The following is a 12491-nucleotide window of genomic DNA, read 5'->3' as shown; positions in this document are numbered from 1 at the left end:
TCCCACGGGTGATGGAAGTAGATGCAAACTTCTTGGCAGATAAAATTAAAGCGACAAAAAGTAAAACAGTACATGTCATATTTGACTATTTGCCACAGGAAGACCACGCTACCATCATGCACCAGGCAGTTTCAAACGCTTTCAGGCAATTAAAAACACGAAAGGAATAACACCCGCTAACAGGCTATTGCCGCAGTGAGGGCAGACGTGTTTCCATGAAGCTTTTGTGCTGTAACAAACAGTCGTGCATCAATTAAATCTTAGTACTGAAGATTCCTCACTGCGGTAATAACTGAACAGTTGACTAAGCGTTGAAAGAGTCCCCGGCTGCTATAACCTGCTCAGGGGGCTGATTTCCAGAGATGCCCCGCGTGAGCAGTGCCAGCAGTTCTTCGTCTATGTTTGCTTATTGATGAGTACCCGACGCTACAGCAGACACTACCAGGACTAAGGCGCAGGCTACATCACAGTTGCCGTTCCAGCACGACCACTTGCTGCTGTACAACGACCTGGCCATTCTCCTGCTCTTCTTCCTTTTTCACCATCTCGAGCCTGTTTTCTGTAAATGCCAGCGTATAAGGCTCTTTCCCTTTGTGGAACTGGCCTAAATACAGCTTTCCTTCCATCATTTGCACAGGCAGTGTTGTCTGGTAGCGTCCGAAGTCGTCTGTAATGATCAGCTTGTTATCAACGGTAAATTCGTAGGTCTTTTCACCTGGCTGATATTCTTCTCGGTCTGTCTCTTTCTTTACACCCTTTACTTCTTCTGTGTCTGTTTTGGAGCGCACATCCCATTTGCCGATAAGCCTGTTGTCGATGGGATTTTGGCCGTTTTCATCCTTTTCTTTGCTGTTTTGGCAGGAGGCAGTAAGGGTTGCTATAGAGAACATCAAAATGATAAAAAACTGTCTGACGAACATAGGTAAAATATTAAAAATGAAAAAATGACCTGCGGACTGCTCTATGCCAAGCTTTCAGTAGAAAGGCAAGGGGCGGAAGAGCGCAGGATAAAATATAAAAGTGGCCTTGATCTGTTTCCCGAGGGCCTGTCTATTAATTGCCTCTGTAGGTAGAGTATCCGTAGGGCGAGAGGGTGATTGGAACATGGTAATGCTCTTTATCCCTGATCTGGAACACCACTTCGATGAAGGGGTAGAAAGTAGCTGTGTTTTGCTGCTTAAAATAGTCGGCCACCAGAAAGGTGAGCTTGTAAACACCTGTCTCCGTTTTATTATAGTCGAGAAAATCTTTGATGCGGCCCTGGCTATCTGTTATCTTCTCCTCCACAGGGATCCATTTACCGGTCTTCTCCTTCAGTTTTTCCAGCCTGACCGGCACGCCGGCTGCGGGCTGGCCGGTAGAAATATCAAGAATGTGGCTGGATAGCTGGTGCGTATGTGCCTGCGAAAAGGCCAGCGTAACCGTTAAGCTAAGCAGGAGTGTTAGAATCAGGTGCTTTGTCATAGTTTTGAGATCTTTCAGACAAAGGTAGAAGCACCCTGGCTGGAAAACATTGACTTAGGGCAACGTTTTCAGAGCTTTGCTTTTGTGCGACTGAGGGTAGCGGGCGAGATACCCAAGTAGGAAGCGGCCATTTTATTGGAAACGCGCAGTAAAAAATCGGGCTGATGCCGGATGATCCATTTTACTTTCTCCAGTGCGTCAAACCCCTGGAACCCATAGATCCTTTTCTGGGCCATTATAAAGCCCAACTCCAGAATTTGTCTGTAGATAAAGGCGAACGCAGGTATGGTTTCTACTAAATGCAGAAAGTCTGCCCTTTGTATCCTGAGCAGCTCGGACCTCTCGATGGTCTGCATATACTCAGTAGCGGGTACCTGTTCTATAAAGCTGGGCAAAGCAGTGCCAAAGCCTCCTTCAAAAGCAAAGAACCTGCTCATGTCTCTGCCGCCTTCATGGATGGTATAGATCCGGATGCAGCCTTTGTTCACAAAATAATAATGCTGGCAGACCTCCCCGCTCGTGAGCAGGAGTTCGTTGCGCTTTGTTTTAACAGGACTGAAATAGGTATAAATCAACTTTAAATCAGACTCGGCTATACCTGTCCTGCTCCTTATATAATTTCCTAAAAGCTCATACATTCTACCAATAGCTTTTGTATCTCTTTGGTGTACGCTACCCGAAGGCTTACATTTACTTTTCAAAGGACATAAAATTTGAGTATTCTGATGCACTGATCTATGCCATTTATTACGCACCTTCGTACCCTGCTCATTCCGAGTCCCTGTCACGCAAGCCCGACAGCCTGATGCTGGAGCGGGCCATCAGCAGGTATAGCATCGACCCAGCGCAGAGCGGGATGGTAGGGGACTCGAAGCGTGACCTGGAAGCCGCTGAAAAAGTAGGCGTGCGTTCTATTTTAGTCGGGTATAAGTATCAATGCCCTAACAGGGCATTCATGCAACAAAGCCCTTTAAAACTATTATGTTATCTCCAGCCGTTTTCATAGGTAGATACCCCACTCCATGAAACAACAGCAAATTTAAACAGCGGTAAAAGTATCTACTATGAGCGATCAACACGCTACAGCCAGCGGGAAAGATTTTTTCCCATTGCTGCTTATGATTTTGATGTCTTCTGTGACCTTCGTCGGGATTCTTTCTGAGTTGATGCCTTCGGGTGTTCTCCCGCAAATGATGGCGGAATTGGATATCAGCGAGGTGCAAGGGGGTAACCTGGTAGGCTACTACGCCATTGCGTCTGCTATTTTTGCGATTCCGCTAGTTTCATTGACCATGCGATTCAACCGCAAAATCTTGTTGTTGATCTTGCTTGCCGGATTTGCTATCTCGAATATAATTGCGGGCCTCTTGCTGGACTATGCTGTTATCATCTTCCTGCGGATTATAGGCGGAATTTGTGCCGGGGTGATGTGGCCCATGATTGCTGCCTACGGAATGCGCCTGGTAAATGAGGAGCAACACGGGAAAGCAATTGCGGTCATCATGGCGGGGAACACATTGGGTATAAGCCTGGGAATGCCACTGATGACTTTTATCGGGAACGAATATGGCTGGCGAACAGAATTCATTGCACTTGGGGTCGTTATTGTTGCCATTGCACTGATCAGTGCTGTTGCATTGCCTTCCATACCGGGAGAGAAGCTTACCCGAAGTTCATCGCCATTTGCCCTGCTCAAAATTCCGGCGGTTTTAATTGTCCTGTTGCTTACCCTGCTTGGTGTGAGTGCGCATTATGGGGTATATGTGTATATCACAAGCCTTGTCGATGAAATAGAGCTTGCCGGGGGAATAGAAAGTGCCTTATTGCTTTTCGGGGTAGGGTCCTTGATTTCCGTTTTGCTGGCCATAAAATACACCGACCTATACCTGAGGCAGCTCACAGTGGCCATGTTTGCCTTGCTGATCGTTTCCATGGTTGTATTTATACTATTCGGTGGAACCATAGGTATAGCTCATTTTGCTTTCTTTTTATGGGGACTTTCGTTCGGACCCTTGGTCACCTTGTTTCAGGCAGCTGTAAGTAAACAGGTAGAAAGAGCCAAGGACGTTGCTACATCGGTTCAGTCTTCTACCTTCAACCTGTCCATTATGCTGGCAACTTCTGGTGCTGGTCTGTTACTGGGTGCTTATTCTCCCATGATCCTGACGTATATGGCGATTGCCCTGGCTATTCCAGGCATGCTGATTTCCTTTTTTGCGAAAAAGACGTTGGGTTGACTTTTGTACAAGCTATCATCTTCAACCACCATTTCGGTAGCTGAGGCGTTGCGATAGAATTTCGCGTTAAAGAATTCCTTTTCCATAGGGACTAATTTTAAGCAGCTTGAGATAAATGGCCAGGCCAACAAAAGAGAAAATATGAATTGGTTTCTTTTATCATTTCTGATGGCGCGTTTGCTCTGTCCTTTTATACCCTTAGATTTACATCTATACCTATACCTTAACTGAAGGCCCTGTATAGAAGCTAAAAGCTTCACAACCTGACACAAGAATGTTTATGTCTGCTCAGTGGGATCAGGTGATTCAAAGTTGGGTGAATTTGTTTCGGCTATTTTGGATTAGAGCGTCTTGCTAACCTTAATCCATCCTAAGCACCTTATGCTGTTTTATAGCTAACGGCTCCTTTAAACATAAAACCTAAGAACATTTTATAGATACTATTCGATAGGTATAGGTATAAAAATCACAAAGAGGAAAACAAACATATGTCAAGAAAAGCATTTAACGCAGAAGGAGCCGTTGCTGTCGGTCCTTACTCGCATGCCGTTGAGTCGGGCGAACTGGTTTATCTTTCCGGGCAAACCCCGATCGATTCCGAAACCGAAAAGCTGGTGGCGGGAGATATAAGCGCCCAGACCAAGCAGTGCTTTAAAAATCTGTTCCAGGTATTGTCTGCTGCGGGGCTCACGCCGGATGATGTCGTGAAGGTCAATGTCTTTTTAACGGACATGGGGGACTTCCAGGCGATGAACTCAGTGTATGCCGGGCAGTTTTCGGCACCCTATCCTGCCCGCACCACCATAGGCGTAGCTGCCCTGCCGCTGGGAGCCCAGGTAGAGATTGAGATGATAGCACGGAAAAGTTAAGGTATAGCGACGGATATGCGCTACAGGTATAGCCAGAAATTTTATACCTGCCCGGATTTGCCGGCATACCCCAAAAACAAAAAAACCGGCTCAACAGCCGGTTTTTTTATTGCGTAGGGTCGTGTTTGGATTAACCCTTGATAGCTTCAGTTGTTTCTGCATTGCCGGCGGCCGGTGCTTTCTGCACCTCTACGCTGGCAAAGTTGTAGGCAGGGCAATACGTCTTGCAGGAAGTCATACCCAGTGCCAGGATTAGTGCGCCGAATGCTGCTAATTTCTTCATGTTAATATATTTATATAATGATATTGCTTCAAAAATACTGTTTTTACTATAGATACAAAATAGAATACGAAAATATTAGTCAGATGGCTATACCTCATATCCCAGAATGTTGAGCATCGTCTCGTAGGTCTGCTCCGGCGCAAACTGCCACGTCTTAAGTTCCCCGTTCTCATCGCGGTCAACCAGGATGTGCTGCGGAGACGGAATAAGACAATGCTTGATGCCGCCATACCCGCTCAATTGCTCTTGGTAAGCCCCCGTATGGAAGAATCCGATGTAAAGCGGGTCTTCTTTAGGCGTCTTCGGCAGGAACACCTGGAACGAGTGCATTTCCGAGTTGTAGTAATCCTGGCTGTCGCAGGTCATGCCGCCTAATTGTATTTTACGGTATTCTTTGTCCCAATGGTTGATGGCCAGTAGCGGCCAGCGCTGGTTCAAAGCCCAGGCATCCGGCAGGTTGGTAATAAACGAACCATCGATCATGTACCACAATTCTTTGTCGTTCTGGAGTTTTTCGTCCAGAATAGAGTAGATGTTGGCCGCGCTCTCACCTACGGTGAAAATACCAAACTCCGTGAAAATATTCGGCTCCGGCACGCCTTCTTCCTTGCAGATACGCTTGATGGTGCGCAGGATCTCCTCCGTCATGTAGCGGTAATTGTAATCTGCCTGTATGGACGTCTTAATCGGGAAGCCGCCGCCAATGTCAATGGTATCCAGTTCGGGGCATACCTTCTTCACCTCGCAGTACTTATGTACAAAACGGCTAAGCTCTGACCAATAGTATGAAGTATCCTTTATTCCGGTGTTGATGAAGTAGTGGAGCATCTTCAGCTCAAACCTTTCGTCCGGCTTGATCTGCTGCTCATACAGGTCAATTACATCGTTGTAGCGAACTCCCAGGCGCGAGGTATAGAACTCAAACTTTGGCTCTTCGTCGGAGGCCAGGCGTATACCTACCTTGGTTTTTTGCTTAACGTGCTCTTTGTAGTATTCGATCTCTCCCAGGTGGTCCAGGATAGGCATACAGTTCGTAAAGCCCTCGTTGATGAACTCTGTGATCCAATGGCGGTAGCGCTCGCGCTTAAAGCCGTTGCAGATAATATAGGTGTCCTTATCGATCTTGCCTTTGTTGTACAAAGCCCGCACGATCTGCATATCATACCCTGACGAGGTCTCAATGTGGATGTCGTTTTTCAGGGCTTCTTCCAGTACAAATGAAAAATGGGAAGCCTTGGTGCAGTAGCAGTAGGTATAGGTTCCCTGGTAATCGAGTTTCTCCATCGACTCATTAAAAAGACGCTTTGCCTTCTGAATCTGAGAACTAATCTTGGGTAAGTATGTTAATTTTAAAGGAGTTCCGTACTTTTTGATGATCTCCATCAGGGGAATACCATTGAACAACAACTCGTTGTTTTCTACGGTAAATTCGTCTGTGGGGAAGTCAAAAGTCTGGTGAATCAGGTCGGTGTATTTATCCATTCCGGTGGTTAAGCTCTTAAGAAAACATGCAATATTGTTTGTTATTTACCATCTTTGCAAAAACTTTGTTCTATTTATAAGAAACGTGCATCAAATTATTTTTTTCAGGCTCTTTAAAGCTGTAAAATAATTTGTGCTGCGTAGCTTGATGCGTTACAGAACTACGATTACCTATGAAAAAAATCAAACTGATAGAAGTGCGATCTGAGCTGGGTGCCGGTACTCGTGGAGCGAGTATGGGCGTCGATGCGCTGCGGGTGGCCTGCTGGGACAAAGGGTGCGATTATTTCAAGCGATTCAACTCTATCAGCGTACCGGATCTGAACTATACCTTGTTCGATAAGGACCTCTTCCCCAATGCACACCGCATTGACAGCATACTGACCGTACAGAAGAACATCAGCAACGTGGTAGAGCAGACCCTGGAGCTGGACATGTTTCCGCTGGTGCTCTCGGGCGACCATTCCAATGCACACGGCACGATCGCCGGTATCAAAGCCGCCTACCCCGACAAAACACTGGGCGTGATCTGGATTGATGCACACGCCGATATTCATTCGCCGTATACCTCGCCCTCGGGCAACGTGCACGGCATGCCGCTGGCCATGGCGCTCAACCTCGACAACCTCGAGCGGCAGATAAACGACCCGGAGCCGGAAACGATCTTTTTCTGGAACTCCCTGAAACGACTCGGGGTTGAAGGCCCCAAACTAAAACCGGAGCACCTGATCTACATCGTGGTGCGCGACACCGAGGAGCCGGAAGATTACCTGATGCAGAAACACGGCATCAAGAATTTTACGTATGCCGAGCTGGCCGAGAAGGGACCGGATAAGATTGCATCAGAAGCCCTGGAGCGCCTCCGCGACTGCGATATTATTTACGTGTCCTTCGATGTGGACAGCCTGGATTCCAAGTTTTCGAAGGGAACGGGTACGCCGGTGGAGATCGGCCTGACCGTAGACGAGGCCAAGCGGCTAAACTACTGCCTGTTGCAGGACCCGCGCATCATCTGCTACGAGATGACCGAGATCAACCCGACGCTCGATACGGAAAACACCATGGCCGAAAATGCCTTCGATATACTCGAAACGGCCACAGACGCTATATTACACCGAGAATTTAACAAAACAGCTATACATTAATCTACATTAATGCAACTTCAATACGCTATTAGCCAGGGTATAAGCCAGGCACTGCACGCCACGTTCGATCTTCCTGTGGATGCTTCCCAGATCAGCCTGCAACCTACCCGCAAGGAATTTGCCGGCAGCTTTACCTTCGTTACGTTCCCTTATACCAAACAAACAGGCAAAGGACCCGAGCAGATCGGGGAGATCCTGGGTACTTACCTGAAAGAACATACCGCAGAAGTGAAAAACTTTAACGTGGTGAAAGGCTTTCTGAACCTGGAGATAGAGGAGGCGGTATGGGTGCGCTTGTTCCGTGAGCTGATGCAGGACGAAACGTACGGACAGGCAGCTGCTTCCGACAAAAACGTAATGGTGGAATATTCTTCTCCCAATACCAACAAACCCCTGCACCTGGGCCACCTGCGCAATAACTTCCTGGGTTACTCCGTGTCCGAGATCATGAAGGCGAACGGCCACCGCGTGATGAAGGCCAACCTGGTCAATGACCGGGGCATCCACATCTGCAAGTCCATGCTGGCCTACCAGAAAATGGGCAACGGCGAAACACCGGAGAGCAGTGGCATGAAAGGCGATCACCTGGCAGGCAAGTATTACGTGCTGTTCGATAAGGCCTACAAAGAGCAGATCGACGAGCTGGTGGCAACCGGTATGGACAAAGAGGAGGCGAAGAAAAAAGCCCCGCTCATACTGGAGGCGCAGGAGATGCTGCAGAAGTGGGAGCAGGGCGATGAAGCCGTGGTATCGCTCTGGAAGCAGATGAACAGCTGGGTATATGCCGGCTTTGACAAAACCTACCGCAACATCGGCGTTAATTTTGATAAATATTACTACGAATCCGAGACCTATACCTTAGGCAAGGAGCGCGTGGAAGAAGGCCTGCAGAAAGGCGTATTCTATAAGAAGCCGGACGGCTCGGTATGGGTGGACCTGACCGAGGACGGGCTGGATGAGAAGCTGCTGCTCCGCTCTGACGGTACCTCGGTCTACATCACGCAGGACCTCGGTACGGCTGAGCTCAAGTACAACGACTTCCCCTACGACCAGTCGGTATACGTAGTGGCCGATGAGCAGAACTACCATTTTCACGTGCTCAAAGCCGTACTCAAGAAACTGGGCAAACCTTACGCGGAAGGCATTTATCACCTGTCGTACGGGATGGTGGACCTGCCTTCCGGCAAAATGAAATCCAGAGAAGGTACCGTCGTGGATGCCGATGAGCTGGTGCAGGAAATGATCGACACGGCCCGTCAGCAGACCGAGGAACTGGGCAAGATCGAAGGCTTTACGGCCGAGGAGGCACAGCAACTCTACCATACCCTGGCCATGGGCGCCCTGAAGTACTTCCTTCTGAAGGTGGATCCGAAGAAACGCATGCTCTTCAACCCGCAGGAATCCATTGATTTCCGGGGCAACACGGGGCCATTCATCCAGTATACGCACGCCCGTATTTCAGCTATTCTTCGCAAAGCAGCGGAGATGGGTATAGGCGTAGAAGCCACCTCTTTCGATAATTTTGAGACCCTGCATGAGGCAGAGCAGGATGTGATCACCTTGCTGGCAAACTACCCGGAGGTGGTGCTCGAAGCCGGTAAGCTGTTTGCGCCTTCGGTGATCGCCAACTATGCCTATGAACTGGCCAAAGCCTACAACCGTTTCTACCAGGAGATCTCGATCTTCAACGAAACGGACGATCAGGCGCGTAATTTCCGCATTGCCCTGTCGGCCATGGTGGCACGCTTCGTGCGCAAAAGCATGGCGCTGCTGGGGATTGAAGTGCCCGAGCGTATGTAAGGTATAGGTATGGCGCGAGCAAGGACGCTCGCGCCATACCTGCGATTAGATCAGAACAAAACTTAGGTACAGTGGTTATTACGCAGTCAAACTCATCCCTTAAACTCATAGAAATGAAGCGTACCGTAAAACTTTTAGCTGGAGTGCTTGTATTAGGTGTACTGACCTCCTGCTCAGGCGGGTCAAATCCTACCACCAAAACCGATACTATGACACCTGAAACAACAGCCAACGCAAACCCACAAACCAGTGATTTCTATACCTTCAAGGTGAACTCGCTGGATGGGAAGGAGATCGATTTTTCGAAGTATAAGGGCAAAAAGGTACTGCTGGTCAACACGGCCTCGGAGTGCGGCTATACCCCACAATATGCCGACCTGCAAAAGCTGCACGAAACGCATGGCGATAAAGTCGTAATCCTGGGTTTTCCGGCCAATAACTTCGGAGGCCAGGAACCCGGTTCCCAGGAAGAGATTGCCAGCTTCTGCCAGAAAAACTATGGCGTAAGCTTCCAGATGATGGATAAGGTATCCGTGGTGGGGGAAGACCGTCACCCGCTGTATGCCTGGCTGGAGCAGCACGCACCTGACCAGGAAAAGCCGTCCTGGAACTTCAGCAAATACCTGGTAAACGAAAAGGGTGAAGTAGTAGCCTTTTATCCTTCCAAAGTTAGCCCGATGGGAGAAGAGATACTGGCTGCCATCAGCAAATAAGCGTATTTAATTTCAAATAAAATTGTCAGAATCAGATCAAATTGCTCCAAATCCAGGCCTGTTGAAGGTCTGGATTTCGGCTTTTAGACCCCGTACCTTGCCACTGGCTTTGTCCTGTATCGGGATGGGGGCTTTTATGGCGGCAGCCCATGGTGTTTTCAATCTCACGATTGTCGGGCTATGCGTCCTGACGACGCTCTTTCTGCAGATCCTGTCGAACCTGGCCAACGACTACGGCGATACCATACACGGAGCTGACAGTGTGCACCGGGAAGGCCCCAAGCGGGCGGTGCAGGCCGGTCATATTACGGCAGAACACATGAAGAAAGGGATGGCGGCCTTCAGCCTGTTGTCGCTGGTGTCGGGGTTGCTACTGCTATGGGTGTCCTTCGGCACCGAAGGTTTGCTCTACTTCCTGCTCTTCCTGGTGCTGGGCCTGGCTGCGATCTGGGCGGCCATTAACTACACGGCCGGGGCCAAGCCATACGGTTATGCCGGGCTGGGCGATATCTCGGTGTTTGTGTTTTTTGGGCTGGTGGGCGTGCTGGGTACCTATTTTCTGCAGGCGCAACAACTGGAGGCGGAGGTTATCCTTCCGGCGCTGGTCTGTGGCTTTTTTGCTACGGCGGTGCTCAACGTCAACAATATCCGGGATATCAAGTCGGATGTGCTGGCAGGCAAACGCTCCCTTCCGGTAAGGATGGGGCCGGAGCGCGCCCGGGTATACCACCTTTTCCTATTGGCAGGCGGGGTGCTGAGTGCGCTGTTGTACGTGCTGCTTAACTTTTATAGCGTTTGGCAGTTCCTGTTTGTGCTGGCAATCCCGCTGGTGGTGATCAATGGCCTGAACGTATGGCGCAAGCAGACTTCTGCAGAGCTGGATCCTTACCTGAAGCAGATGGCCATTACCACGCTGCTGTTCGTGCTGCTGTTTGGCATCGGGCAGGTGGTGGGGTAGAGGAGTAGGCTGGCCAGGGTTTAATTACAAAATACCCAGTTGTTTGAAAATTGCCCTGGTAATCTCCCTCCGGCAGTTTAAAAAGGCAGGATTTTCAGTCTCCTTGTTTTTAGTTAACCTGGTCGCGAAGAAGTAGACATTGTCTGTTTTTTCGATGTAACCTACCCACCAGCCGGTGTCCTGTCCGCCAAAATTTGTCCAGCCTGTTTTGGCCCGTAGCACATAACCTTCGCCTTTTTCCTCTATCATTATGCGTTTCACTATTCCGAAGCTTCTTTTTGAGAATGGTAACCGCTCTTCGTACAGGTTTTTCAGGAATTCGATCTGGTTCACAGGCGTTACACCAAATTGGCCGTAGTTCCAGAAATCGCCTTCTTTTCCTGTCGTAATATGGCCGTTGCCATAGCTGCTTTTTTTGAGGTACTTCCTATACTTGTCCTTCCCGACTTTTTCTGCCAGCGCCACATAAAACCAGACCGTTGAGTTTCGGAAAGCTTTTTCCATGTCGGTGTCTGCGTTCCAGGCGCTCACTTCTCTTTCTTTGCCGTCCCAGGCCAGCACCTCCTGCTCATCTGTAACGGCGCCCGTCTCTAAAGCGATCAGGGAGTTGATGATCTTGAAAGTGGAAGCCGGCAGGGTTTCCCGGCGGGCGTCTGCCTCGTCACTGAAGATCCACTTCTTGTTCTTGTAGTCGTAGATGGTGGTGCTGCCATTGATCTGGCAATCCAGGAAGGGCTGCTGCAGGTTATGCTGGCCCAGGGCGAATAGGGGCAGCAGCAACAGAAGGGACAGGAACAAATGGGTTTTCTTCATAAAGCTGATTAGCGCGGGCATTCGCAGCCTTGGATTCAAGGCTATACCTGAATTTAAGCTGGAAACCCGATAGTACAGGTAGAACTGATTTAGGGAATGAAGTTGTGCTCAGCGTCTTAAAATCGGCCGGTAAGCAGGTCGCTGCTACGGATGATCTTTCCACTCAGCCCCAGGAGGTCTGCTTTGGCTGCCTCAAAACCTTTTTTGTCGATCGGGCGGCAGGCATCTTCTATCAGGTGGGTTTGAAAACCTTCCAGTTGGGCGTCTTTGGCAGAGAAGTAGACACAGTAATCACCTGCCAGTCCCGCCAGGTATACCTCCTGCACTTTCTTGCCCCGCAGGTAGTCAGCCAGCCCGGTAGACTTGAGACGACCGTTGTCATAGAAACCACTGTAGCTGTCAATTTCGGGGTTGGTGCCTTTGCGGAAGATGGCCTCGATCCGGTTGGTATCCAATGCCGGAGCTAGGTCAGCGCCGGGCGTTCCCTGCAGGCAGTGGTCCGGCCAGAGCACCTGCGGAAGGCCCAGCAGCTTGGTTTGGTCAAACACATTTTTGCCTGCATGCTCAGACGCAAAGCTTTTGTGTCTTTCTGGGTGCCAGTCCTGTGTGGCCACTATCAGGTCAAAATGTGCCTGCAGCTGGTTTGCGATCGGGATAACATGGTCTCCTTCGGGTACGGCAAGGGCGCCTCCTGGCAAAAAATCGTTCTGAATATCAATTAATAAGA

Annotated in this window: 14 protein-coding genes; 7 read left to right on the top strand and 7 right to left on the bottom strand. The window is 49.3% G+C overall.

From position 1 onward, the window contains the following. Positions 1 to 464: 464 nt before the first annotated feature. From OB13_RS06770 to OB13_RS06760, 3 genes are all read right to left on the bottom strand, one after another. Positions 465 to 920 (bottom strand): hypothetical protein, encoded by a 456-nt coding sequence (locus OB13_RS06770; RefSeq protein ID WP_461489395.1) that lies wholly within the window; start codon positions 918 to 920, stop codon positions 465 to 467. Positions 921 to 1053: 133 nt separating this feature from the next. Continuing rightward, positions 1054 to 1464, bottom strand: coding sequence for a hydroxyisourate hydrolase (uraH, locus tag OB13_RS06765; protein ID WP_461489394.1), 411 nt, complete (start codon positions 1462 to 1464; stop codon positions 1054 to 1056). Positions 1465 to 1532: 68 nt separating this feature from the next. After that, entirely contained in the window at positions 1533 to 2102 is a 570-nt protein-coding gene (locus OB13_RS06760; RefSeq protein WP_461489393.1) for a Crp/Fnr family transcriptional regulator, read from the bottom strand. Positions 2103 to 2116: 14 nt separating this feature from the next. Between OB13_RS06760 and OB13_RS06755 the strand changes: the two genes are divergently transcribed. From OB13_RS06755 to OB13_RS06745, 3 genes are all read left to right on the top strand, one after another. Then, positions 2117 to 2470, top strand: coding sequence for an HAD hydrolase-like protein (locus OB13_RS06755; RefSeq protein ID WP_461489392.1), 354 nt, complete (start codon positions 2117 to 2119; stop codon positions 2468 to 2470). 58 nt (positions 2471 to 2528) lie between these two features. Further along, positions 2529 to 3701 (top strand): MFS transporter, encoded by a 1173-nt coding sequence (locus OB13_RS06750; protein ID WP_461489391.1) that lies wholly within the window; start codon positions 2529 to 2531, stop codon positions 3699 to 3701. A 488-nt stretch (positions 3702 to 4189) separates the two neighbouring features. Next, on the top strand, positions 4190 to 4570 hold the full coding sequence (locus OB13_RS06745; protein WP_461489390.1) for a RidA family protein: 381 nt from the start codon (positions 4190 to 4192) through the stop codon (positions 4568 to 4570). 130 nt (positions 4571 to 4700) lie between these two features. Here OB13_RS06745 and OB13_RS06740 read toward each other — a convergent pair whose 3' ends face one another. Together OB13_RS06740 and OB13_RS06735 are read right to left on the bottom strand one after the other, a co-directional pair. Next, positions 4701 to 4853: a hypothetical protein gene (locus OB13_RS06740; protein WP_461489389.1), complete on the bottom strand. Its 153-nt coding sequence runs from the start codon at positions 4851 to 4853 to the stop codon at positions 4701 to 4703. Positions 4854 to 4940: 87 nt separating this feature from the next. Next, positions 4941 to 6335, bottom strand: a complete 1395-nt coding sequence (locus OB13_RS06735) for a type III PLP-dependent enzyme domain-containing protein (protein WP_461489388.1) — start codon at positions 6333 to 6335, stop codon at positions 4941 to 4943. A 173-nt stretch (positions 6336 to 6508) separates the two neighbouring features. Here OB13_RS06735 and rocF point away from each other — a divergent pair, with 173 nt between their 5' ends. The 4 genes from rocF to OB13_RS06715 all read left to right on the top strand — a co-directional run bounded on the left by rocF (position 6509) and on the right by OB13_RS06715 (position 10951). Beyond that, positions 6509 to 7480, top strand: coding sequence for an arginase (gene rocF / locus OB13_RS06730; RefSeq protein WP_461489387.1), 972 nt, complete (start codon positions 6509 to 6511; stop codon positions 7478 to 7480). 9 nt (positions 7481 to 7489) lie between these two features. Next, positions 7490 to 9280, top strand: a complete 1791-nt coding sequence (gene argS / locus OB13_RS06725; RefSeq protein WP_461489386.1) for an arginine--tRNA ligase — start codon at positions 7490 to 7492, stop codon at positions 9278 to 9280. Between the two features lie 209 nt (positions 9281 to 9489). After that, entirely contained in the window at positions 9490 to 9993 is a 504-nt protein-coding gene (locus OB13_RS06720; protein WP_461489385.1) for a glutathione peroxidase, read from the top strand. A gap of 58 nt (positions 9994 to 10051) precedes the next feature. Then, on the top strand, positions 10052 to 10951 hold the full coding sequence (locus OB13_RS06715) for a 1,4-dihydroxy-2-naphthoate polyprenyltransferase (RefSeq protein WP_461489396.1): 900 nt from the start codon (positions 10052 to 10054) through the stop codon (positions 10949 to 10951). 24 nt (positions 10952 to 10975) lie between these two features. Here OB13_RS06715 and OB13_RS06710 read toward each other — a convergent pair whose 3' ends face one another. Together OB13_RS06710 and pncA are read right to left on the bottom strand one after the other, a co-directional pair. Beyond that, positions 10976 to 11764 (bottom strand): penicillin-binding transpeptidase domain-containing protein, encoded by a 789-nt coding sequence (locus OB13_RS06710; protein ID WP_461489384.1) that lies wholly within the window; start codon positions 11762 to 11764, stop codon positions 10976 to 10978. Between the two features lie 116 nt (positions 11765 to 11880). Beyond that, positions 11881 to 12491 (bottom strand): bifunctional nicotinamidase/pyrazinamidase (gene pncA / locus OB13_RS06705; protein WP_461489383.1); only part of this gene is annotated, 611 nt, incomplete at its 5' end.

Source organism: Pontibacter sp. HJ8, assembly GCF_054824225.1.
The sequence above is the reverse complement of the archived record's forward strand: the minus strand, read 5'-3'. Positions and strand labels throughout refer to the sequence as shown.

Bases quoted from the DNA above. Each gene is read 5' to 3' on its own strand.
- OB13_RS06770 (WP_461489395.1), bottom strand. From the start codon at position 920: ATGTTCGTCAGACAGTTTTTTATCATTTTGATGTTCTCTATAGCAACC.
- uraH (WP_461489394.1), bottom strand. From the start codon at position 1,464: ATGACAAAGCACCTGATTCTAACACTCCTGCTTAGCTTAACGGTTACG.
- OB13_RS06760 (WP_461489393.1), bottom strand. From the start codon at position 2,102: ATGTATGAGCTTTTAGGAAATTATATAAGGAGCAGGACAGGTATAGCC.
- OB13_RS06750 (WP_461489391.1), top strand. From the start codon at position 2,529: ATGAGCGATCAACACGCTACAGCCAGCGGGAAAGATTTTTTCCCATTG.
- OB13_RS06745 (WP_461489390.1), top strand. From the start codon at position 4,190: ATGTCAAGAAAAGCATTTAACGCAGAAGGAGCCGTTGCTGTCGGTCCT.
- OB13_RS06740 (WP_461489389.1), bottom strand. From the start codon at position 4,853: ATGAAGAAATTAGCAGCATTCGGCGCACTAATCCTGGCACTGGGTATG.
- OB13_RS06735 (WP_461489388.1), bottom strand. From the start codon at position 6,335: ATGGATAAATACACCGACCTGATTCACCAGACTTTTGACTTCCCCACA.
- rocF (WP_461489387.1), top strand. From the start codon at position 6,509: ATGAAAAAAATCAAACTGATAGAAGTGCGATCTGAGCTGGGTGCCGGT.
- argS (WP_461489386.1), top strand. From the start codon at position 7,490: ATGCAACTTCAATACGCTATTAGCCAGGGTATAAGCCAGGCACTGCAC.
- OB13_RS06720 (WP_461489385.1), top strand. From the start codon at position 9,490: ATGACACCTGAAACAACAGCCAACGCAAACCCACAAACCAGTGATTTC.
- OB13_RS06710 (WP_461489384.1), bottom strand. From the start codon at position 11,764: ATGAAGAAAACCCATTTGTTCCTGTCCCTTCTGTTGCTGCTGCCCCTA.